14 protein-coding genes and 1 pseudogene are annotated in these 23,109 nt (G+C 62.5%); 11 read left to right on the top strand and 4 right to left on the bottom strand.

Annotation, left to right across the window (positions count from 1 at the left end; genetic code table 11):
• The first annotated feature begins 27 nt into the window (after positions 1-27).
• From B0G76_RS32775 to B0G76_RS32755, 5 genes are read left to right on the top strand one after another with little or no spacing between them, the layout of a single operon-like run.
• Entirely contained in the window at positions 28-7,281 is a 7,254-nt protein-coding gene (locus tag B0G76_RS32775; protein WP_120296994.1) for a DUF4347 domain-containing protein, read from the top strand.
• Between the two features lie 23 nt (positions 7,282-7,304).
• Complete coding sequence (locus tag B0G76_RS32770; RefSeq protein WP_120296993.1) at positions 7,305-8,891, top strand: TolC family protein; 1,587 nt, start codon at positions 7,305-7,307, stop codon at positions 8,889-8,891.
• Positions 8,888-9,709 (top strand): efflux RND transporter periplasmic adaptor subunit, encoded by an 822-nt coding sequence (locus B0G76_RS32765; protein WP_120296992.1) that lies wholly within the window; start codon positions 8,888-8,890, stop codon positions 9,707-9,709. The genes B0G76_RS32770 and B0G76_RS32765 overlap by 4 nt, the downstream gene beginning before the upstream one ends.
• 12 nt (positions 9,710-9,721) lie before the next feature.
• On the top strand, positions 9,722-11,176 hold the full coding sequence (locus tag B0G76_RS32760) for an efflux RND transporter periplasmic adaptor subunit (RefSeq protein ID WP_120296991.1): 1,455 nt from the start codon (positions 9,722-9,724) through the stop codon (positions 11,174-11,176).
• Between the two features lie 40 nt (positions 11,177-11,216).
• On the top strand, positions 11,217-13,328 hold the full coding sequence (locus tag B0G76_RS32755; RefSeq protein WP_120296990.1) for an HlyD family efflux transporter periplasmic adaptor subunit: 2,112 nt from the start codon (positions 11,217-11,219) through the stop codon (positions 13,326-13,328).
• A 574-nt stretch (positions 13,329-13,902) separates the two neighbouring features.
• Here the strand turns inward: B0G76_RS32755 and B0G76_RS44330 are convergent.
• The 3 genes and pseudogenes from B0G76_RS44330 to B0G76_RS32740 all read right to left on the bottom strand — a co-directional run.
• Positions 13,903-14,187: pseudogene (locus B0G76_RS44330) on the bottom strand (hypothetical protein); the annotation flags it as partial.
• A 45-nt stretch (positions 14,188-14,232) separates the two neighbouring features.
• Positions 14,233-14,505, bottom strand: coding sequence for a hypothetical protein (locus B0G76_RS32745; RefSeq protein ID WP_120296989.1), 273 nt, complete (start codon positions 14,503-14,505; stop codon positions 14,233-14,235).
• A 184-nt stretch (positions 14,506-14,689) separates the two neighbouring features.
• Positions 14,690-15,448, bottom strand: a complete 759-nt coding sequence (locus tag B0G76_RS32740) for an IclR family transcriptional regulator (protein WP_120296988.1) — start codon at positions 15,446-15,448, stop codon at positions 14,690-14,692.
• A gap of 146 nt (positions 15,449-15,594) precedes the next feature.
• Here B0G76_RS32740 and B0G76_RS32735 point away from each other — a divergent pair, with 146 nt between their 5' ends.
• The 5 genes from B0G76_RS32735 to B0G76_RS32715 all read left to right on the top strand — a co-directional run bounded on the left by B0G76_RS32735 (position 15,595) and on the right by B0G76_RS32715 (position 21,214).
• Entirely contained in the window at positions 15,595-16,866 is a 1,272-nt protein-coding gene (locus B0G76_RS32735) for an aromatic ring-hydroxylating dioxygenase subunit alpha (protein WP_120296987.1), read from the top strand.
• 60 nt (positions 16,867-16,926) lie between these two features.
• Positions 16,927-17,706, top strand: coding sequence for an SDR family NAD(P)-dependent oxidoreductase (locus B0G76_RS32730; protein ID WP_120296986.1), 780 nt, complete (start codon positions 16,927-16,929; stop codon positions 17,704-17,706).
• An 11-nt stretch (positions 17,707-17,717) separates the two neighbouring features.
• On the top strand, positions 17,718-18,683 hold the full coding sequence (locus tag B0G76_RS32725; protein WP_183082306.1) for a PDR/VanB family oxidoreductase: 966 nt from the start codon (positions 17,718-17,720) through the stop codon (positions 18,681-18,683).
• A gap of 100 nt (positions 18,684-18,783) precedes the next feature.
• A complete protein-coding gene (locus tag B0G76_RS32720; protein WP_120296985.1) occupies positions 18,784-20,034 on the top strand; it encodes a nitrate/nitrite transporter in 1,251 nt (416 codons plus the stop codon).
• A gap of 94 nt (positions 20,035-20,128) precedes the next feature.
• Positions 20,129-21,214: a porin gene (locus B0G76_RS32715; protein ID WP_120296984.1), complete on the top strand. Its 1,086-nt coding sequence runs from the start codon at positions 20,129-20,131 to the stop codon at positions 21,212-21,214.
• Between the two features lie 625 nt (positions 21,215-21,839).
• Here B0G76_RS32715 and B0G76_RS32705 read toward each other — a convergent pair.
• On the bottom strand, positions 21,840-22,196 hold the full coding sequence (locus B0G76_RS32705) for a hypothetical protein (protein ID WP_259460899.1): 357 nt from the start codon (positions 22,194-22,196) through the stop codon (positions 21,840-21,842).
• A 662-nt stretch (positions 22,197-22,858) separates the two neighbouring features.
• Between B0G76_RS32705 and B0G76_RS32700 the strand changes: the two genes are divergently transcribed.
• Positions 22,859-23,068, top strand: a complete 210-nt coding sequence (locus B0G76_RS32700) for a hypothetical protein (RefSeq protein ID WP_120296982.1) — start codon at positions 22,859-22,861, stop codon at positions 23,066-23,068.
• The last annotated feature ends 41 nt before the right edge of the window (positions 23,069-23,109 follow it).

Below are 23,109 nucleotides of genomic sequence, written 5' to 3'. Positions count from 1 at the left end.
AAGGCACGCTTTTAGGGACGACAAGCGATGACATTCGCCGGCAGCCTTTCCAAGCTTACCGCCGCCCTGCGCGCGCCCGCAGCCCGCCCGCGCAACGCGGGCGCTGCGATGCCTGCGCCGCTCATCGTCGCGCTCGAGCCGCGCATCGTCTACGATGCGTCGGCCGCCTCGATCGGAGCGGCGGCCGTCGCGGCTCAGCATCATGCGAGCGCCGACACCTCCGCCTCGAGTACCTCGGGCGACGCGGCGGCGGGACACAGCTCGGGCGCGGCGGCGCACGCGTCTCATGCGGGCGTCAACGCCGCGGCATCGACCCGTGCGGTGCACGGCTATACGGCGGCTGTAACAGGCGAAAGCGCGGCCGGCGTTGCCGACGCGTCGGCGATGCGCGCGGTACACGGCTTCACCGCTACGGTGGCTCAGAGTACCGATCGCCAGGTCGTCTTCGTCAATTCCAACGTCTCCGGGTATCAAACACTCGTCTCGGGTCTGCCGCAGGGCACGCAGGTCGTCATCCTCGATTCGACGAAAGACGGCCTCGTGCAAATCGAACAGTATCTGGAGCAGCATCCGGGGGTCGGCGCGATCCATCTCGTCTCGCACGGGTCCGACGGCAACGTGCAGATCGGCAGCACTTGGCTCAATCAGGGCGACTTGTCGGCGTATAGCGCGGAGCTTGCGCAGATCGGTGCGGCGATGAAGCCCGGCGGGGATTTCCTGATCTACGGCTGCGACGTCGCGCAAAATGCGGACGGCAAGGCGCTCGTGCAGCAGATCGCCTCGATATCCGGTCTGAACGTGGCGGCCTCGACCGATGCGACGGGCGCGGCGGCGCTGGGCGGCGATTGGACGCTGGAGTACGACGCGGGCACCGTGCACACGCCGGTGATTTTTTCGACGGCTGCGGAACAGCAATATGGCGCGTTGCTGAGCGTGACGGACGAAACGTACGACGGCCACCTCGGTTTCGACACGACGGGCGGCGCGGCCGGTGTCACATCGTTTTCGCTGGATGGCATCACCTACACGATGGACCAGGCTTCCGAGTTTTCCGTCGACAGTACCACTATCAATCAAGGCGGTGCGCCGGCATTGAGCACGGGGCCGAGCGACGGGGTGCTAGTCGGCAACGTGCAAGGCACTCCGTTGACGACGATGACGATATCGCTGCAAAACGGCGATAAGATGGCCATTCAGAGCTTCGATCTCGACACGTTCGACGGGGCGGTCAGACTCGATGCGCTCAACGCATCCGGCGTTGTCGTCGGCACGGTCTCGCTGAATCCCGCCGGCAACGGCGGCACGTTCCATGTGGACGTATCGTCCAATCCTGCGTTTTCCAATATCACGAGCCTGAGGTTCGTCGAGACGGATGGCTATTACCTGTCGCCGACGCTGAATAACTTCACGTACGTCGACCTTTCTTCGCCTCCTGCAATGACGGCGAGCGGCGGCAGCACGTCTTTCGTCGAAGCCGATAACGTCGCCTCCACGCCTGTCGCGATCGACAGCGGCATGACGTTGACAGACGGCGATGCGACCACTGCGAAGCAAGGCACCGTCAGCATCACGAGCAACTTCGCGAGTGGGCAAGACGTGCTCGGGTTCACGAATACGAGTGCCGCGACATACGGCGACATCAGCGCCGCTTACAACGCCACCACCGGTGTCATGACGCTCACGTCGGCGAGCGGTACCGCCACGATCACGCAATGGCAGAATGCATTCCGTGCCGTGACCTACACCGATACCGCCGCTGCGTCGCCGAATACTGCTACGCGTACGATCAGCTTCGGATTGGCGACCGACGCCTATTTTTCTTCCAGCAATACGGTGACGAAAAACGTGACCGTCACGGCGACCGATCAAACGCCGATTGTCCATGCGACCGGCGGCACAACGAGTTATAGCGACGGCACGTCGCCTATCACGATCGACAGCGGGGTCACGGTCAGCGATGCCGACAACACGACACAAGCGTCCGGAACGGTTTCGATATCGGGCGGCTTCCATAGCGGCGATACGCTGAGTTTCACGAACGATGGTTCGACGATGGGCAACATCGCCGCCTCGTACAGCGCGGCAACGGGCGTGATGACGCTGACGTCGGCGGGCAACACGGCCACCGACGCGCAGTGGGGGCACGCGTTGTCGGCGGTGACGTTCGCAAGTACGAGCCCGACGTACGGCGCTCGCACGATCTCGTTCGCCACGAGCGACGGCACGAAAACGAGCACCGCGGCGACGGACACGATCAATGTCGTCAATCCGGTCCAAGTCACGACCGATTCGGGCTCCGCCTCGTTCGTGGCCGGCGATAACACGGCTTCGACGCCGGTCGTGGTCGATTCCGGGCTGACCGTGACCGATACCGCCGTCGCGACGCTCGGCTCCGCGACCGTCGCGATCACCGGCAACTTCGCAAGCGACGAAGACGTGTTGGCGTTCACGAACGACGGCTCGACGATGGGCAATATCGCGGGCTCCTACAACTCGGGCACGGGCTTGCTGACCCTGACGTCCTCGGGTGCCACCGCCACGCTTGCGCAATGGCAGAGCGCGCTGCGTTCGGTGACGTATTCCGACACGCGGGTTATGCCGAGCAGCTCGACACGCACAGTCGGCTTCACCGTCGTCGACAGTCTGAGCAATACGAGCACGACCTCCACGCGTACAGTGACGGTGACGGACACCGATCAAACGCCGATCGTGACGACGACGGGCGGCACGATGGGCTATGTGGGCGGCACTTCGGCAGCGACGGTCGACGGCCACGTGACGGTCAGCGATCTGGACAACACGACGCAATCGTCGGGAACGGTGTCGGTCACCAGCGGGTTCAACAGCGGCGACACGTTGACGTTCGTCAACACGAATTCGACGACGTTCGGCAACATCGTGGCTTCGTACAACGCGGGGACGGGTGTGCTGACGTTGTCGTCCACGGGCGCGACGGCCACCGATACACAGTGGTCCAACGCGCTGAGCGCGGTGACGTTCTCGGCGAGCTCCAGTGCCCCGCCGGGTAATCGCACGATTTCGTTCACGACGAACGACGGGACCAAGACCAGCGCGGCGGCGACCGATACGGTGGATGTGCTGGGGCCGCCGACGATCACGACCGACTCGGGCTCGGCCGCGTTCGTCGCGGGCGACAACGTGACCTCGACGCCGGTGACGATCGATTCGGGCTTGACGCTGACGGACGCCAGCGCCTCGACGCTCGGATCGGCCACTGTTGCAATCACAGGCAACTTCCATAGCGGCGAGGACCTGCTTGCGTTCACGAACACGAACTCGGCGACGTTCGGCAACATCGCCGCTTCGTACAACGCCGCGACGGGTGTGCTGACGATGACATCCTCGGGCGCGACGGCGACGCTTGCACAATGGCAGGCGGCGCTCGACGCGGTAACTTACACCGATACGGCGGTGACGCCGAGCGCGGCGACGCGCACGATCAGCTTCACGGCGGTCGATTCGGGTGCCAACACGAGTAACACGGCTACCCGCACGGTGACGGTGGCCGACACCGATCAAACCCCAATCGTGACGACGACGGGCGGCACGACGAACTACGTGGGCGGCACCTCGGCGGCGACGGTCGACGGTCATGTCACGGTGGGCGATCTGGACAACACGACGCAATCGTCGGGAACGGTGTCGGTCACCAGCGGGTTTAACAGCGGCGATACGCTGACGTTCGTCAACACGAATTCGACGACGTTCGGCAACATCGTGGCTTCGTACAACGCGGGGACGGGTGTGCTGACGTTGTCGTCCACGGGCGCGACGGCCACCGATGCGCAGTGGTCCAATGCGCTGAGCGCGGTGACGTTCTCGGCCAGCTCCAGTGCCCCGCCGGGTAATCGCACGATTTCGTTCACGACGAACGACGGGACCAAGACCAGCGCGGCGGCGACCGATACGGTGGATGTGCTGGGGCCGCCGACGATCACGACCGACTCGGGTTCGGCCGCGTTCGTCGCGGGCGACAACGTGACCTCGACGCCGGTGACGATCGATTCGGGCTTGACGCTGACGGACGCCAGCGCCTCGACGCTCGGATCGGCCACTGTTGCAATCACAGGCAACTTCCATAGCGGCGAGGACCTGCTCGCGTTCACGAACACGAACGCGGGGACGTTCGGCAACATCGCCGCTTCGTACAACGCGTCGACGGGTGTGCTGACGATGACGTCCTCGGGTGCGACGGCGACGCTTGCACAATGGCAGGCGGCGCTCGACGCGGTAACTTACACCGATACGGCGGTGACGCCGAGCGCGGCGACGCGCACGATCAGCTTCACGGCGGTCGATTCGGGTGCCAACACGAGTAACACGGCTACCCGCACGGTGACGGTGGCCGACACCGATCAAACCCCAATCGTGACGACGACGGGCGGCACGACGAACTACGTGGGCGGCACCTCGGCGGCGACGGTCGACGGTCATGTCACGGTGGGCGATCTGGACAACACGACGCAATCGTCGGGAACGGTGTCGGTCACCAGCGGGTTTAACAGCGGCGATACGCTGACGTTCGTCAACACGAATTCGACGACGTTCGGCAACATCGTGGCTTCGTACAACGCGGGGACGGGTGTGCTGACGTTGTCGTCCACGGGCGCGACGGCCACCGATGCGCAGTGGTCCAATGCGCTGAGCGCGGTGACGTTCTCGGCCAGCTCCAGTGCCCCGCCGGGTAATCGCACGATTTCGTTCACGACGAACGACGGGACCAAGACCAGCGCGGCGGCGACCGATACGGTGGATGTGCTGGGGCCGCCGACGATCACGACCGACTCGGGTTCGGCCGCGTTCGTCGCGGGCGACAACGTGACCTCGACGCCGGTGACGATCGATTCGGGCTTGACGCTGACGGACGCCAGCGCCTCGACGCTCGGATCGGCCACTGTTGCAATCACAGGCAACTTCCATAGCGGCGAGGACCTGCTCGCGTTCACGAACACGAACGCGGGGACGTTCGGCAACATCGCCGCTTCGTACAACGCGTCGACGGGTGTGCTGACGATGACGTCCTCGGGTGCGACGGCGACAGTTACCGAATGGCAAGCGGCGCTCGACGCGGTGACCTACACCGACACGGCTGTGACCCCGAACAATGCCACGCGCACGATCAGTTTCACGGCAGTCGATTCGAGTGCCAACACGAGCAACACGGCTACTCGCACGGTGACGGTGGCCGACACCGATCAAACGCCGATCGTGACGGCAACCAGCGGGACGACGAGCTATAGCTCCGGCTCGGCGCCGACGATCGTCAATCCGCATGTGAGCGTGACCGACCGCGACAACCCGACGCAAGCATCGGGCGCCGTATCGATCGGTACGGGCTTCGTGAGTGGCGACGTACTCTCGTTCACGAATACAAGCCAAGCGACCTTCGGCAACATTGCCGCTTCGTACAACGCCGCGACGGGTGTGCTGACGCTGACGTCCACCGGTGCGACGGCTACCGATGCGCAATGGTCGAACGCAATGAGCGCAGTCACATTCTCGAGCAGCAGCGCGAGCTTCGGCAATCGAACGATCTCGTTCGCAACGAACGACGGCACCGAGACGAGCGCCGCGGCGGGCGCAACCGTTGCCTTCTTCGATCGTCCGCATGTAACGCCCGACTCGGGGGTTGCATCGTTCACGTCCGCCGACAACGCCACATCGACGCCCGTCATCGTCTCACCGGGCTTGACGTTGACGGACGCCAGCGTGAGCGCCGGCAGTACCGCGTTGTCCTCTGCGTCGGTGACGGTCACGGGCGGCTTCCATGCGGGGCAGGACGTGCTGGCGTTCACGAACGACGGCTCGACGATGGGCAACATTCAAGCGAGCTACAACGCGAGCACGGGCGTGCTGACGCTGACCTCGGCGGGCGGTACGGCGACCTTGAATGCTTGGCGCTCGGCGCTGGCATCGGTCACGTATACGGACACCGCGGTGGTGCCCGACAACGCGACGCGCACGATCAGCTTCGCGGTGACGGACCGGAACGGGACGGCCAGCGATGCGCAGACACGCAACGTGACGGTGACCGACACGGATCAGACGCCGACGCTGTCCGTGAGCGGAGATGTGACGTTCACATCGCAAGTGACCGTTTCGACGCCGGTGGCCGTGGCACCGCAAGTGACGCTGGGCGATCGCGATCCGAACGCCACGCTCACATCGGCGCAGGTCGCGATCAGCGGCGGTTTCGATGCAGTGCATGACACGCTCGCATTCGCGAATGCATCGGGAACGAGTGATTTCAGCGCGAACTACGACGCGAACTCCGGCGTGTTGACGTTGACGTGGACGGGCAGCGGCAAGCCGACGTTTGCCCAATGGCAAAGCGCGCTCGAATCGGTGACGTACTCGAACTCGGGGTTCCGCGCGAGCGGCAGCCGGTCCGTGACGTTCACGATCACCGATGGCGTGAAGACGAGCGTGGCGGCATCCAATACGATCGCGATCGTCACGGGGCGTTCGGGCGGCACGCCGACCGCGGCGTTGCCGGCGGCGACAACCACGACCACAACGACGGATACGTCGGCCTCGCGTTCGACGGGTTCCGACAACACCGGCGCGCCGGACGTACTCGACGAACTCGGTGGCAGGCAGCCGATCGGCTCAGTGCCCGTCGTCCCAACGATGACGTTTTCCGACCCGAGCGCGCCCACGGGCAACTACTTGATCGATCGCGCGACGGTGTCGCGCTTCGATGCCGCCGCACTGGATGCGGCGCTGGCCGTGACGCAGTCGTCGGAGATGTTCATGTCGGCGTCGGAGATCGCCGTGCCTGTGCCGGAGTACGACCCGTTCTCGATCGACGTGGCGACGCTCTTGCCGCCGTCGCAGGCGCTGCGGGATGGGGCTTCCGACGTGACGGTGCAGCTGGCCAACGGCCGCTCCCTGCCTGGTTGGCTTCACTACGACGCCGCGAGCGGCGTGCTGCGCGGCAAGGTGCCGCCGGGTGTGGAGGGCGTGCGTATCGTCGTGGAGTTGCACGATGCATCGGGGCACGTGTCGCGTCGCGATGTCGTGCTGGCGCCGAATGCGCGCAGCAGCGGGCACGACGTCGCGCAACCGAACCATGGGCACCCGCATGCGCATCCGAACCCGAATGGGAATGCGAACGGCCACGCGGCGCTCGATCTCGTGCAACCGCTTGCCTCGCGTGCGGCACGTCCCGCCGGTAAGACCTCGCTGGACCACCAATTTGCCCAAGCGCGCGCGGCGCTGCACGTGACGCGTGTCGTGGGCGCGGTCCGTCGCGTATGAATTTCTGTCATCTTTCAAGAACAATGAGCCCACAAACGACCATTGCCGAAGTCGCTTCCTCATCCGCCGGCGCTCGCGATGCCACACGCGCGGCACGCACGGGCCGCGCGCCTCGCGCCTCTCTGATTGGTGTCGCCGTGGCGGCACTGTGGCTGTCCGGCTGCGCGATCCACCCGATGCCCTTCACCGACGCCGAGCGCGCGCAAACAGCGCAGGCCGACCGCACAGCGATGTTCGAAGGCCAGCCGCAGCTCTCCGGCCCCGTGACGCTCGACGAGGCGATGGCGCGTGCCATTCGATTCAACCTCGACCAGCGCTTGAAGATGATGGAAGAGGCGCTGGCGCAAAGGCAGCTCGATCTGGCGAACTTCGACATGTTGCCGAAGCTGACGGCGCAAGCTGGCTACACGAACCGCAACAATCTGCTCGTGTCCTCGTCGGAGGATTACTTCACGCGCGGGCAGTCGCTGCCGCCTTCATATTCGAGCGATCGGGACGACCGCACGGCCGATCTCTCGTTCTCCTGGAATATCCTCGATTTCGGCGTCAGCTACTTCGAGGCGAAGGAGCAGGCCGATCGCGTGCTCGTGGTCGAGCAGCGCCGCCGCAAGGTGGTGCAGCTGATGATGCAGCAAGTGCGCGAGGCGTATTGGGAAGCGGCTGGAGCACAGCGCCTGGAGAGCCGCATCGGCCCGCTGCTGACGCAGGCCAAGCAGGCGCTCGAGGAGTCGCGTCAATCGCAATCGGAAGGCTTGCGCTCACCGCTGGAAACGCTCGCTTATCAGCACGCGCTGCTCGACATCATGCGCCAGCTCGAAGCCGTGCGGGACCAGCTCGAAGAAGCCAAGCCTCGGCTCGCTTCGCTGATGAACATCGCGCCGGGCACCGATTTCACGCTGGCGCCGCCGCAGGGGTTCCAGGTACCCACGTTCGACATGCCGATGGCGCAGATGGAGGAGACCGCGCTGGAGCGCCGGCCGGAACTGGTCGAAGCGAGTTACAACGAGCGCATCAGCGTGAATGAGACGCACAAGGCGATCGCCAAGCTGCTGCCCGGGATCGAGCTGCAACTCGGTTCCCATTACGACAGCAACAGCTTCTTGATGTTCCACTCGTGGCGTGCCGCCGGTGTCAACGTGAGCTGGAACCTGCTGAACTTGCTCAACGAGAAGAACATCCGCGGCGCGGCCGACGCCCAGCACGATGTCGCGCATGCGCAGCAACTTGCGTTGTCGATGGCCGTGCTGACGCAAGTGCACGTGGCACGCGCCGAGCTCGCCGCGAAGCAACGCCAGTTCGATCTGTTCAAGCAGCTCGACGATGTCGACGAGCAGATTCTGAAGCACACGCACAATGCCACGGTGGCCAACGCGCAAGGCAAGCTCGAGGAGATTCGCGCGGCGACGTCGGCGATGATGTCCGAGCTGCGTCTGTACCAAAGCTACGGCGAACTCGAGAGCTCATACGGACAAATGCTCGCGACGCTCGGGCTGGATCCGCTGCCGGGGAGAGTCGACAAGGACGACCTGAAATCGATCGAACAATCGATCGACAAAGAGCAAGCGCGCTGGGCCTCGTTCGGCAGTGTGAATGGAGCGAAGGCGCAATGAATCAATGGTGTAAGACAGGGCTGTGCGGTGCGGCTCTGATGCTGGTCGTACAGGGAGCATGGGCCGCGGCGCCGCAACCCGCGACGGCGCACGCGCCGGCTCCGGTTGTTACGGCATCCGCGCAGGCTGCGGGCGCCGACCATTCGGCGGACGACGGCCGCATCCGCATTCAGCTCGTCGCGCGCGATCAGGTCGATCTGTCGAGCGAAATCAGCGCGAAGATCGCCTCGATGCCGCTGCGCGACGGCGATGCGTTCCGCGCGGGTCAAACGCTCGTCTCGCTCGACTGCTCGCTGTACGCGGCGCAATTGCACAAGGCGCAGGCCGAGGCCGAGGCGGCGGTACAACTCAAGCACGTCGACGATCGGCTCTCGCAACTGCATTCGATCGGTGAAATCGACGTACAGGAAGCCGAAGCGAAGGCGAAGGCGAGCGCGGCCGAAGTCGCCTATATGCAGGCGACGGTGCGCAAGTGCAGTATCCCCGCGCCGTTCGACGGACGCGTCCTCAAGCGCAGCGCGGCGGCGCAGCAGTTCGCCGAGCCTGGTAAGACCCTGCTCACGGTGGTCGATACGAGCCATCTCGAACTGAAGATGATCGTGCCGTCGACATGGCTCGCTTGGCTCAAGCCGGGCCATCCGTTGAGTGTGAACGTCGACGAAGTCGGCAAGACGTATCCGGCCACGGTGGCGCGGATCGGCGCGCGCGTCGATCCGGTGACGCAAACGGTGGACGTGACGGCCGCGCTGTCGGGCCATGCGCCGGAGCTTTTGCCCGGCATGAGCGGCTGGGCGAGCTTCGCCGGCACCGGTCACTAGCCGGCGGTCGCCATGAACGCTCCGCTGCAGATCGAGGCGACCACGCTCGCCGTGCTATGGCAACTATCGGCGCGCGCGAGAGAGGCGGCGAGCGAGGAAACGCTCGGCTTCGTGATCGTCAACGAATCGCTTTCGCTCGTGCCGTATCGCCAAGCGGCATGGTGGCGCGCACCCGCACCTGTGCCCGGCGCGGTCGCGGCCGTCTCCGGGCTGCCGCAAAGCGACCCGGGCGCACCCTACGTGCAATGGCTCGGCGAGGTATGCAGGGTGCTCGAACGTCGTGCGACGCACGCGGGAGCCGCTGCATCGCAGCCAGGACGGCCGGCCGGCGATACCGATGCCGGCGCAGCGACGGTTACCGCCGCCGATGCGTCGCCGCCTGCCGCCGCCGAACGCGTGTGGCCGCGAGCGTTCACCTTTGACAGCCTGCCCGATGCACTCGCCGTCGATTGGGATGCGTGGTGGCCGACGCATGCGTTGTGGGTGCCGCTCGTCGATCGGACGGCGCGCTCGCTCGGCGGCGTTATCTTTGTGCGTGAGCAGCCTTGGACCCACCTGGACGAAGCGCTGTTGGCGGAGCTTGCGCGCGTCTGGTCGCACGCGCTCGCGGCGTTTTCACCGCGAACGTCGTGGACGGAGCGCGCCAAACTGGCGTTGCGCGCCGGCAAGCACCGGCGCCGCGTGCTGGCCGCGATCGTCTGCGCCCTCATCGTTCCCGTACCGTTGACGATCCTCGCGCCGGCCGAAGTCACGGCGAAGGATCCGTTCGTCGTGCGCTCGCCGCTCGACGGTGTCATCGATCGCCTCTACGCGCAGCCGAATCAGCGCGTGGCGGCCGGTGCGCCGCTGTTCGCGCTGGATTCGACGACGCTCGCCTCGCGCTATGCGCTGGCGAACAAGCAGTACGCCACGGCGCAGGAGGAATATCGGCAAACGGCGCAGCTCGCCGTGACCGACGACAAAGACCGGCTCGACATGGCGCTGCGCAAGGGCAAGCTCGACGAGAGCGCGGTCGAACTCGACTACACCAGGCGCGAACTGGCTCGGGTGCACGTGAATGCGCCGCGGGCCGGAGTGGCTGTCTTCTCCGATCCGAACGACTGGAACGGCAAAGCCGTGTCGATCGGCGAAAAGGTCATGCTGCTCGCCGATCCCGCCAGCGTCGAACTGACGGCTTACGTGCCTGTCGCCGACAATGTCGACGTCGTGCCGGGAGCGACGCTCACGCTGTACCCGAAGAGCTCGCCGCTCGAGGCGTACGACGCGCGCATCGATACGGTGGCGTATCGGGCCGAGCCGACGCCGGAGGGTGTGGTCGCCTATCGCGTGAAAGCGACGTTCGTCGGTGCAGTCAAGCCGCCGCTCGGTGTGATGGGCACGGCGCGCATTCACGGCCGCTGGGTGCCCCTGTCGTACTATCTGCTGCGCCGGCCGCTCGCGACGGCACGACAGTGGCTCGGCTGGTAGGCCGTGCTGGCCGCTCGCTCTCACTTGATCTAGCGCTTCGATGTCCCGCCTTCCGCCCCTTCGCCAAGAACTGAGCCTGACGCCCGGTGCGACGACGCCCGACGGCGCGCCCACGTGGATGCTGCACGATCCGGCCGCCAACCGCTTCTTTCAGATCGGTTGGCCCGCGTTCGAAATGCTCTCCCGCTGGCCGCTCGACGATGCGCAGGCGATCGTCGCATCGGTCAATGCCGAGACCACGCTGACGTTGACGCCGGACGATTTCGACGCGCTCGTGCGGACGCTGCATCATCAGCATTTGCTGGTCTCGATGAGTGCGGACGACACCGGGCGGCTCGGCCGCTACGCCGCGGCGAGCAAGCTCTCGCATGCGATGTGGCTGCTCAAGCATTACTTGATGATCCGCGTTCCGCTGTGGCGGCCGATGCCGTTCTTGCGTCGGTTCGCGCGCTATGCCGAGATCGCGTATCGTCCGGCCTTTTGGGCTGTCGTCGCGCTCGCCGCGCTGACGGGCCTCGTGCTCGTCTCGCGCCGGTGGGACGAATTCATCCACACGTTTCACGGCTATGCCGACCTGCGCGGGCTCGTTGCCATCGGCCTCGCGCTCGGTTGCGCGAAGGTTCTGCACGAATTCGGGCATGCGTTCACGGCGCATCGCTACGGGTGCCGGGTGCCGACGATGGGCGTGGCGCTGCTCGTGATGGTGCCCGTGCTCTATACCGATACGACGGAAGCATGGAAGGTGCCGGGGCGCGCCGAACGATTGCGCATCGGTGCCGCCGGCATGCTGACCGAACTCGCGCTGGCGGCGTTCGCGACGCTCGCCTGGAGTATCGTGCCCGACGGGACGATGCGCGCGGGGGCATTCCTGCTCGCAACGACGACATGGATCGGCACACTGACGATCAATGCCAGCCCGTTCATGCGTTTCGACGGCTATTTTTTGCTGTCCGATTGGCTCGACATGCCCAATCTGCACGACCGCGCTTTCGCATTCGGCCGCTGGTGGATGCATGAGCGGCTGTTCGGGTTCAACGATCCACAACCCGAGCCATGCGCGCCTAGACGCAGACGTTTCTTGATCGCGTTTTCGTTTGCGACGTGGTTGTATCGGCTCGCAGTGTTTTTCTCGATTGCGCTCGTCGTCTATCACACGTTCTTCAAGGCGTTGGGGTTGGCCCTGTTTTGCGTCGAGTTCGGATGGTTCATCGCGCGGCCGGTCGTGCGCGAGATTACAGATTGCTGGCAGCGTCGCGCCGCATTGCGCTGGTGTCGCGAGACGCGCCGTACGGCCGTCGCGGGTGCGGTGCTGTTCGCGTTTTTGGTGCTGCCGTGGCATGGCGGCGTTAGTGCGCCGGCCGTGCTCGGGCCGTTGCGTGCGCAAGGGCTCTACGCCCCGGAAGCCGCTTATGTGACGGCAGATGCATCGATCGCGCACGACGGCCAGCGCGTGCACGCAGGCGACGTGCTTGCCGTACTGGCGTCGCCCGATCTCACGCACAAGCTGCAAGCGGCGCAAGCCGACGAAGCGTTGCTGCGGTGGCAGGTCGAGCAGCAGTCGTTCGACGATCGCCTGCTCGAGCAAGGGGTGGCGCTGCGCCGCAAGTGGGATGCGGCGCGCGAAACGGTGGCGGGGCTCACGGCTCAAACCGCACAATTGACGCTGCGCGCGCCGTTCGACGGCCTCGTACAAACCGATGAAGCGTGGGCGCCGGGCACTTGGCTGCCGCGCGGCGAGCATCTGTTCGACATCGTTGGGCCAACGGGTGTCAAAGGCGAGGCGTTCGTCGGCGAAGACGACGCATCGCGCGTGGCGCCGGGCGATCGCGTGACGTTCGTCGCCTCGCTGCCCGAACTGGGTGCGCAGGACTGTGCGGTGACGGCTGTCGATCGGGTCAACGTCGCGACGCTCGACCTGCCTGCGCTAGCGAGTATCTACGGCGGTCCGCTGGCGGTACAACTACAGCCGAACACGCGCCAGCTCGTGCCGCTCGCGGCGACCTACCGTGTGCGGATTGGTGAGTGTCCGGCGGGCGAGGCGTGGCCGCGCGAGATCGTCGGGGAAGCGACGATCGGCGGCGCGCGGCAAAGCTTCGCATGGCGAGCGTTGAAGTGGCTCGCGTCGGTGTTCGAGCGGGAAAGCGGGGCGTAAGGCCGCGCCTGGCAGCCGGCAAGACTTGCCTTGGCGACGTGAGGCTTTCGCCGTCCATCGCGCCCTACGCCTCATATTCGAGCTTGAGCCGGACGTCTTCGAACGCGCCGCCGCGTCGGACTAAGCCGAACTCGGTTTGCCCGTAAAAGCCGAGATCGGTTTCGCGCGCGGCGCTACTTGGTGGCTCGGAGGCGAGCGAACGTGACGCAATAAAGGGATGGCGTCAGATCCCGGTGCGTCGCCTGGCCGGCATATCAGTTGCCGCGCATCGGCAAAGACATTTGTGCGTGTGGGAAACTTCGATGCTGCTATTTACTGCGCGCGAAGGTCCGCACGGGGTAGCTCTTCCCTCGGATTAGACCTTGGATGGGGAGACAATCAAGCCGCCGTCGGGATCGCACTTGCGTGCGGCGAATTGCACCGACAAAGCGTCCAACGAGGCTATAACCACCGCTTCAGTGAATGGGTCATATTTTCACAAGGTGCGGCGTCGCTCCGAAACTATGCGCTTCTGTTCCGTTGAAATAGTCACGCTGAATTCGCTAGATCCGCGGGGGATCGCGCTTCGCCAAGTTTAAGGGCTTTCGTCGGCTCGAATGCCGTGGCATAAGAGGCTATGCGCTATCGTTCCTTCAAGGAAATGCGCTTGTGTTCGAACGGCACAGATGGCATACATCGCTTCCAGGCTCGATGCGGTCGGATTGAGCCACGCTTCAATGTTCTCGGGCTTGATAGGGATGATGCACCGGTCATGGCCGGCAGCTTCAATCTCCGGCGGTGGTTCATCCGTGACGGCTGCGAACGACAACAAACCGGGCTCGCCCGCTGACCATCGCGACCAAAGACAGCGCACCATTAGTGCCCACACCATCAAAAACGAACAACGAATCGATGTCTTTCGCGGTTAATCCCCAAACGGGTTGCCGGTGTCTTTCACTTCAGTATTGAGGTTGTATTCCGCACGCACGGCCTTGAGCACGCCCTCTATGTCGCGCTCGAAGCCGACCGCGTTGCCGAAGTGGGTCATGTTCCAGTTGCAGCCTGTCTTGTCAGCCTCTTGCAATTGCGGGCGCGGCACACGAATCTTCACGCCATCCTCGACGATTTCCTGCAATCGATGGATTCGCCGGTTGACCTCCTGCTGAAGCTGCGAGGCATTGAGCGTCTTGCGTACCATCCAGGTCTCCCTCCGGTTGCTCAAGCCAGTCTAGCGCAAGTGAGGCGTTCCGCGACTTGGCGCTGAAATGCAAAGTGCCTGAGAGAGCAGGCGCCTTGGTTCGTAAGAGTAGTTTAGTACGCGACAATCACGACGCCGCTGCCGCCAATGCCACGACAAGCGATGCACGCACGGTCCCAAATTCTCAGGGCACTTGCTGGCCGAGAAGCCGAGATAAAGCGACGGTTGCGCGCTTGAGCAACTCTGCGAACTGCTCGACCCGCTGCTCAGTGACCCGGACGCTCGGACCAAAAATGCATAGCGAGCCTGCGACTTGATTGGCCCCGTTGAAGAACGGTGCGGCGACGGCGACGGCGCCATCAATCAATTCGTGATGACTCGTACCGAACCCTTTTAAACGGATTTGTTCGATGTCTTGAATCAACGCCGACACATCCTGAGTAGGGTCGACGAGATAACGCGTCAGTTCGTCGGGCGTGAGTCGCATCTGCGAAAGAATGGTGCGGCCGCTGGCGCCGCGCACAAGCTTTTCGCGGTAGCCGACTCCGCGCCGAAAACTAAGCGGCTGATGACTCTCGAGTTCCGCCACGCAAAGTCGATACGTGTCGTCTGGAACAAACAGAGCCACGGTTTCGGACGTCGCTTCCCAGAGGTTGCGCAGCACCGGCTGTGCCAGCTCGGCGATTCTGTGTTCGCTCAGCCAGACGTGTGCTAATTGAGCCACCGAGCTTCCCAAGTGGAACCGCTGCGGTTCACCGGTCGATGCGAGGAATCCGGCCTGCTCCAATGTGTTTAGCAGCCGATACAACGTCGGACGGCTGAGATTCACTCGCCCAAGCAACTCAGCGACGGTTAGAGATTCATCTCCCGGCCTGAACGCCAAAAGTATTTCTAAAGCTCGCTCAACCGCACGAACGCTCTCGTGCCCCTTTTTTTCTTCCATGTTCCGCTGTCCCCTTGGGCGATGCCATCTGCGCCATTGTAGAGAAACTACCTATTCGTAGAGGCTTGACTTCAAATTTCGTGTCCGTAGAATGAGAATACAATCTCATAACACGGACAACGTCACATACGATTTGGAGTTTGAGCATGGACAAGAACATGTCGGAAACGCTTGTGCGCACGGGTCCCGGCACGGCAATGGGTAACCTGATGCGGCGCTACTGGGTGCCGATACTGCTGGTAAGCGAAATCGCGGAGCCAGACTGCCCGCCAGTGCGTGTGCAAATCCTTGGAGAAAAGTTGCTGGCGTTTCGGGATTCGGACGGCAATGCGGCGCTGATTGATGAGTTCTGTTCGCATCGCGGTGTGTCGCTCTATTTCGGGCGCAACGAGGAGAACGGCATCCGCTGCTCGTATCACGGCCTCAAATTCGACCGGAATGGGAACTGCGTCGAGGTGCCGTCCGCGCCGCAAGCGTGCAAGCACATGAGCATCACGGCATACCCGTGTATCGAGCGCGCCGGTATTGTCTGGGCTTACATGGGCCCCAAAGACAAGCAGCCGGCACCGCCGGACCTCGAATGGTGCAACCTGCCGGCGGACCACGTATTCGTTTCCAAACGTCTGCAGGAGTCAAACTATCTGCAGGCTATGGAAGGCGGCATCGACACAAGCCACGTCTCGTACGTGCACCGCTACGAAGTCGACGAAGACCCGATGCACCAAGGCACCAAAGCGCTCGAGTACATCAAGGCGGATGGGAACGTCATCTTCGAAATCGAGAAGCAGCCGTTTGGCCTCACGCTCTTCGGGCGTCGCAATGGCGAGCCCGATTCTTACTACTGGCGAATCACGCAGTACCTCTTCCCGTGGTACACGCTCATTCCGCCATTTGGCGACCACTCACTCGCAGGTCACGTCTGGGTGCCGATTGACGACCACACCTGCTGGGCGTGGAGTATCAACTTCCGTCCGGACCGTCCGTTGTCCGAGGAAGAGATGAGCGACCTGAACGCAGGTAAGGGCATCCACTGCGAATACGAGCCGGGCACGTTCCGTCCGAGGGCGAACAAGGACAACGATTATCTGATTGACCGTCAGGCCCAAAAGGACAAGCGCGCATATTCAGGCGTCTTCGGCTTCGCGATGCAGGACGCGTCGCTGCAGGAAAGCATGGGTCCCATTCAGGACCACAGCAAGGAGAAGCTGTTGCCGACGGACCGCGCCATCGTAATGGCTCGACGCATGCTCTATGAAGCAGCGACCGCTTTGCAGGTTGACACTGACCCGCCCGCAATCGAGGCAGACCAGCAGCGCGTGCGTGCGGCCGGTGCCTTGCTCCCGCGCGACCAGAAACCGCAGGAGTGGGCTGTCATCCATCTCTCGGATGGCAAGGGCCAGCCGATTTACTCCATCTGAGCGAGCTCATCGCTCATTATTCAACTCTGCGTAAGGAGGCCGGCACCGCGCCGGCGTGAGATGCAAGGTTCAAGACTAAAAGACAGAGTCGCGTTGATTACGGGCGGCGGAGGCGGCATTGGTGCATCCACCGCACGTGTTTTCTGTGACGAAGGCGCTGCGGTCGTCCTCGTCGACGCAAATCCACAAGCGCTCGCGAACGTCGCAGACGACTTGCTCAGCCGCGATGCCGCAGCAAGGATTCAAACGTATGTCGCTGACGTGGCGAACGCCGATCAGGCTGTTGCAGCCGTCGAGATTGCCGAACGCGTGTTCGGCCGGCTTGACGTGCTCGTCAACAATGCCGCGATGCGTAACTACAGCGCGCTCGCCGACGCGACGCCGGAAGAATGGCAAAGCATGGTGTCAGTGAATCTGGTGGGCACCGCGAACTATTGCAGGGCTGCTTTGCCGTTGTTGCGTGCTGCGGGTTCGGCGAGCATCGTCAACGTATCGTCCTGCTACGCGGTCACCGGACGCAAGGGCATGGGTCTCTACGATGCGACTAAGGCCGGCATGCTCGCTATGACTCGCACGCTTGCCTTTGAGGAGGCTGCACACGGTGTCCGTGCCAACGCAATATGCCCGGGCTCGACGCTGACTGATTTTCACGTCAACCGGGCGCAGGCCGCTGGAAAGAGTGTAGAGATGCTCAAAACACAAAGGCAAGACACGTCGTTGTTAGGACGTTGGGCGTCTCCTGAGGAAGTCGCATGGCCAATTCTATGGCTTGCGAGCGATGAGGCATCGTTTATCACCGGCACCACGCTGATGGTCGACGGCGGCTTGTCGATTATGTGACGGTGGTGGCCATGAAGAATTCCACAATGATGGTGCGGGTTGCGCGGCGCAATATCGAGGCTGACGGCATCGTCAGTTTTGAATTCGCAAGTCCGGACGGTCATGATTTGCCGGCGTTCGATGCTGGCTCACACATCGATGTCCACTTGCCTACGGGGCATGTCCGGCAATATTCGCTTTGCAGCGCGCCCCACGAGCGCTCGCGTTATCAAATTGCCGTGTTACGCGAAGAGCACTCGCGAGGTGGTTCGGCAGGTATGCACGACGCAGTTAAAGAAGGGGATGAACTGAGCGTCAGTATGCCTCGCAATCACTTCGCGCTCGCGTCCGTTCCTGCGAAGCACCTGATGTTGGCCGGGGGCATCGGACTCACTCCGTTGCTTTGCATGGCACAGCACCTCGACCGTACCGGTAAAGATTTCGAGCTGCACTACTGTGCACGCTCGCGTTCGCGTGCGGCTTTCCTCGAACGGCTCGCGGACGCGTCATGGGCTGAGCGCGTTCACTATCACTTCGACGACGAGGATGAGCACCAACGCCTTCGTCTTGATGCGCTGCTCAAGGACGCCACCCCGGACACGCATCTCTATGTCTGCGGGCCGCAAGGCTTCATGACCGCGGTGCTTGATGCGGCGCGCGAGAGCGGGTGGCCAGAGAGTCGAATGCATTACGAGTTCTTCTCGGCTCCCATCGTCGACACGTCGGCCGATGGCGGCTTTGAAGTGTGCCTTGCGCGCACTGGAAAGACGGTGACCATCCCCGCAGACCGCACGGTGACGCAGGCGCTCGCGGACGCTGGAGTTGACGTACCCGTTTCGTGCGAGCAGGGCATTTGTGGAACCTGCCTTACCCGCGTTCTCGACGGTGAGCCGGAACATCGAGACCTGTTCCTATCTCCGGAAGAGCAGTCGCGAAACGACCAGTTTCTACCGTGCTGCTCGCGCTCGAAATCCAGGACGCTTGTGCTGGACCTGTAACGCTGCAGCCCCGCAACACGCGCCCGGCGCGCCTTAAGTGCCGGATGTCAAAACGGAAGAAGAATAAGGGCGGCGTACGCACGCCCTGCATGGAGGAGTCGTGGGAAAAAACCTGACGTCATCGAGTGACGTATCGGGCGCGGACTGGACCGCGTCAAGCGTCGATGTAACAGCGGCGAGCCCCTACCGCTGGGTTGCTCTGTTTATCGTGTGGGCAGCATTTCTTCTCAGCTACGTCGACCGCGTCGCATGGAGCACGGTCGCAGCGCCTGTTGGCGCATCGCTCGGTATCAAGGTGTCGCTTCTTGGTGCCTTTGTTACGGCGTTCTATGCGGGATACGTGGTTGCAAACATCATCGGAGGCATGCTGACCGATTTTCTCGGCGGTCGGGCCATGATGACTCTCGCCTTGCTTCCGCTGGGTGTCTTTACATTCTTTTTTGGCGAGACGACCTCGTTGACGGTGGGCATTCTGATTCAACTGGCAATGGGCTTTGCAGCCGGAGCTGACTATTCGGCCGGGATGAAGGTGATTCCTGCGTGGTTCACGCGAGACCGGGGTCGAGCGATGGGCATTTACACGACGGCAACATCGCTCGCCGTGGTCCTCGCCAATGCAATCGTGCCCACCATTTCCGCGCAGTACGGCTGGGCCAGCGCGTTTCGCATGCTCGGCATTGCCACGTTCGCCTGGGGCATCGTCTCCCTTCTGTTTCTCAAGAATCGCCCGGTTGGCGAACGAGCTCCGGCTCGCAACAGTGCGAACGAGATGCTTAGTCTCTTGCGCAATCGCAATCTGATATTTCTTTCCATTGCTGGTTGCGGCGGTCTCTGGGCGACTGTTGGCTTCGGCGCATGGGGAAATGCACTGATGACACGGCAATACGGCATTTCTCCCGTCGTGGCCGGGTCGATTATCGCGTCTTTCGGCATCGGCGCAGTCATTGCGAAACCCACGCTCGGTTGGATTTCCGACATGCCGGGAATCTCGCGTCGACTCATGTCCATTCTGGTTCTGGTCGCGTTTGCCATTACTCTTGTGGTGTTCGGCATTTGCTCGACTGTCACGCAGTTTTATATCGTCGCTCCTGTTCTTGGCGCGTTTTCATATGGTTACCTACCGGTGCTCATGGCACAGGTGAGCGACGCATCCGGAAAACGTCTGGCTGGAGCAAGCGCTGGTTGGACGAACGCCATTTGGCAAATGGGTAGCGCTGTGTCACCTCTGGCTGTCGGACACGTCTATGGCGGGACGCATTCAATCGTGCTTGCCGTTCTTACGCTTGCCATCGGGCCAGTCGTCGGTCTTGTAGCGATGCTGTTCGTGAGCAAACGCATCGCACAGGTTTAATTCGGTCCGCACGGTCGGATGCAAATAGAAAAATTGTCGATGCGTATCGCCATAATATTACGTCAGTACAACTACTCATAATAAGGAGACTAGCTTGAAATCGAATCACGGTACGCCACTGTTGAGGATAGTGCTCGCTGCTACGATATTTTCGTCGGCAACTATTGCAGCTCACGCTCAGTCCTCGGTAACGCTCTACGGCATTCTTGACTCTGGCGTCGAGTACGTCACCCATGCAGCCAAGCACGGCTCCGGTAGCCTGTTTCGTGTTAACACCGGCAATCGCATCAATTCTCGGTGGGGTTTTACTGGCAAGGACGACCTTGGGGCAGGTCTGCGCTCGATATTCACGCTCGAATCGGGCTTCGCAACCAATAACGGTACCCTGCAGCAGGGAGGTCGGTTTTTTGGCCGCCAGGCGTTCGTTGGCCTGGAGAGCGATAAGTTCGGTGCGGTGATGGCTGGCCGGCAGATGACGCCTATGTACCGCTTCTTCCTGGCTCTCGACCCTCTCAATTACTCCAGCTATGGCTTGTCGGCCCAGGATGCGCAGTTTGTTGGACGGGCCGATAACGCGCTCGAGTATCTGGGGCACGCCGGTCCTTTCGAGCTGAACGCGCTCTACAGTTTTGGCTACGATTCGACGATTGCGAATGGTGGCCAGGTGCCGGGAGAGTTCCGAGTCGGCAAGCAATTTGATATTGGTGGCCGGTATCGCCAGGGTCCATTTAACCTGACCTTCGTTTATGAGCAACGCCAAGGGACGAGTGTTGCCTCGTCCGGCGACAGCGAGCAGAGATATCTCGCGGGCGGTTCGTGGACTATCGGCAATGCGACCCTGTACGCTGGTTACGAACTCCTTCTGAACGACATTGCCGCTACGTTCGCGGCGTCACCGCCGCAGACCATGGCATTTGGAGGCCTTCGCTATAAGATAACACCCGCGTTTCAAGTTTCGGCGGGGTCGTACTATCACTCATTTCGGACGGTTTCGGCGCATGCCATCAGCTCAGGCGTCAACGCAGACTACCTGTTATCCAAACGCACCACGCTGTACACGGATGTCACGTACGTCATCAACAGCACGAAGTCTGCTTTAAGTGCGACAGGGTCGACCACCCCAGTCGCGACCGGTGCCAACCAACTCGCGGTGGTAGTCGGAATCGCGCATGCTTTCTGAGTTGTCCGGGGTCGGCAGGACTACGCGGGCTGCGCAATTGGGGCCGGTGTTGCTGGCGCGCGTCCGCAGCCCCCGTGCAAGGTGGCGCTCACGTAGCCTTGGTGGGTGGTGCGACCGCAGGGGCGCTCGGCGTGGTTGTCGGCACTGTTCGCATCGTCAAGACGCAAGGAGCGCAATAGACGCGTTGCTGCTGACAACCCGTGATGGAACCCGCCCGTTTCCGACCTGAGAACGGCATATGGCGAAGCCACCTTGCGCGGAGGCCATCAGAGCCTCAGCAACTCTGCTTTCATCCAGTCGTGGACCGCCCGGCTCAATTCCCGTTGTGAGGTGTCTCGGGGTGAAAATGCGGGACCGACGACAACCCGGATACGCCTCACCCCGTCGGCCCGGCTTCGCGGACTAGCCTTTTCTGGCGTTGTGGACGACTGGAGCGCCCGTCGCACATGCCAGACGAATACCACCCGAGGTCAGTCTCAATGGTGCGCCACTCACGCAGCCGGGCGCGACGTCGTCCGAGCTGATGCCCCCAACGAGTTACTCGTCAATTGGAAGCGTTACGCTGGGCGGTCGGCGCCATCGTACCGTTCCTGAAGCCGCAAAACGCGCGACCGCCTAACTGTACTCATGGTTCTGCTCGTAGAGTCGACTGTCCCGGTAACCGTACAAAATTATCAATGAGCCGCAGCAAGTCCGTCTCGTCCGGGCGGGTGCCCCATCGGCTGTATCCCGCGACAGATGCAATGGCAAACCACGAATGCGGCGGAAACAATTCTGCTTGCACTGTGATGCCGCCGATGATTCGTAGCCGTCCCGTATCGCAGAGAAATTCAGCGTGAATTCTTTCGCCGCCTACGGTTTTGCTGGCAATGACTGGCGTGGACCGAAACATAGTGTCCTCCTGCGGTTTTCTAACTGCTAAAAACGGATGCTTGTGTGATAACTCTCCCGAAGAAAACGAACATTGATTCAGCGTTTGCACCGCCTCTCAATAGACGGCGAACACGAAGCTGACGGAAAGACCCTAACTGGGACGAGGCAAGTTGCGCGCCAATTTGAGCAAACGACCGAAAGACGGTCTTTTGCTCATTTTTGCGCGCCACATAGGCCCTTTTCAGGAGCCGTTACCCTCGGCGACGCACCAGGTTGAAGAACAAGGCACCTGTTCCGTGCCGTGTCGTTCGCCGTGACGACTGTTTCCTGATTCCAGACGTCCGTTCTGGGAGCCAGCGGGCAAGCTGACGCTAGCCGGCGACAAAGCGACACACGCTTAGCCGTTAGACCGATACGCCGGAGCCCGCCTGCTGCCAATAGCTGCGATGCCTGCGTTTTGTGTTGGTCGGAGTCTGGTTATGTTCGACCGTTGCCGTAAGTCACTCGACGCGCGCACGTATCACGCGTTTTCTTTGCTGCCCAACTGAATCGCCAGCCAAGTCGCATGAATTGAAGGCGGAAAGAAGCCATGCTCGTACCCTCTTTGTTTATTTTTTCGCACTTGCCGAGGCGCTCTGCGCAGTCGGATACTGACTTGGCTCGCGTTGTCTCCTCTGCGGGTGCATCAGTCTTGGCCCGCCCCGTGCGGGCCTCTTTTGAGCGATGCGTGCGAACGCTTGCCAATGACGGTGATGTGAATCCGGAGACGCCATGGAAATCTGCGACGGATGCGCCGACATTGACGGCCGACCCGTTGGTGTTGAGAGGCACGAAGGCATCACGTTGATTGGTGTGGCGGAATGCAACGGTGCGCTCGCGCTCGAACATTATCGCTGCGACAGATGCCGGGCGATTATTGCCAGACGATTCACAGGCGAGTCCGATGAGCGTGTCTGGAGCGTAATCGAAGCCGCACACTAGCGACCCGACCGCCTCCGAATCGCGAGAGCCTTCGCGCGCGA

The sequence above is a fragment of the Paraburkholderia sp. BL23I1N1 genome (assembly GCF_003610295.1).
Classification (GTDB): domain Bacteria; phylum Pseudomonadota; class Gammaproteobacteria; order Burkholderiales; family Burkholderiaceae; genus Paraburkholderia.
This window is presented reverse-complemented; position numbering and strand designations above follow the sequence as displayed.

What these genes read in the sequence shown, in the direction of transcription:
- B0G76_RS32765 (WP_120296992.1), top strand. Translation starts at nt 8,888, where the DNA reads ATGAATCAATGGTGTAAGACAGGGCTGTGCGGTGCGGCTCTGATGCTG.
- B0G76_RS32770 (WP_120296993.1), top strand. Translation starts at nt 7,305, where the DNA reads ATGAGCCCACAAACGACCATTGCCGAAGTCGCTTCCTCATCCGCCGGC.
- B0G76_RS32775 (WP_120296994.1), top strand. Translation starts at nt 28, where the DNA reads ATGACATTCGCCGGCAGCCTTTCCAAGCTTACCGCCGCCCTGCGCGCG.
- B0G76_RS32700 (WP_120296982.1), top strand. Translation starts at nt 22,859, where the DNA reads ATGGAAATCTGCGACGGATGCGCCGACATTGACGGCCGACCCGTTGGT.
- B0G76_RS32725 (WP_183082306.1), top strand. Translation starts at nt 17,718, where the DNA reads ATGAAGAATTCCACAATGATGGTGCGGGTTGCGCGGCGCAATATCGAG.
- B0G76_RS32755 (WP_120296990.1), top strand. Translation starts at nt 11,217, where the DNA reads ATGTCCCGCCTTCCGCCCCTTCGCCAAGAACTGAGCCTGACGCCCGGT.
- B0G76_RS32735 (WP_120296987.1), top strand. Translation starts at nt 15,595, where the DNA reads ATGGACAAGAACATGTCGGAAACGCTTGTGCGCACGGGTCCCGGCACG.
- B0G76_RS32745 (WP_120296989.1), bottom strand. Translation starts at nt 14,505, where the DNA reads ATGGTACGCAAGACGCTCAATGCCTCGCAGCTTCAGCAGGAGGTCAAC.
- B0G76_RS32730 (WP_120296986.1), top strand. Translation starts at nt 16,927, where the DNA reads ATGCAAGGTTCAAGACTAAAAGACAGAGTCGCGTTGATTACGGGCGGC.
- B0G76_RS32760 (WP_120296991.1), top strand. Translation starts at nt 9,722, where the DNA reads ATGAACGCTCCGCTGCAGATCGAGGCGACCACGCTCGCCGTGCTATGG.
- B0G76_RS32740 (WP_120296988.1), bottom strand. Translation starts at nt 15,448, where the DNA reads ATGGAAGAAAAAAAGGGGCACGAGAGCGTTCGTGCGGTTGAGCGAGCT.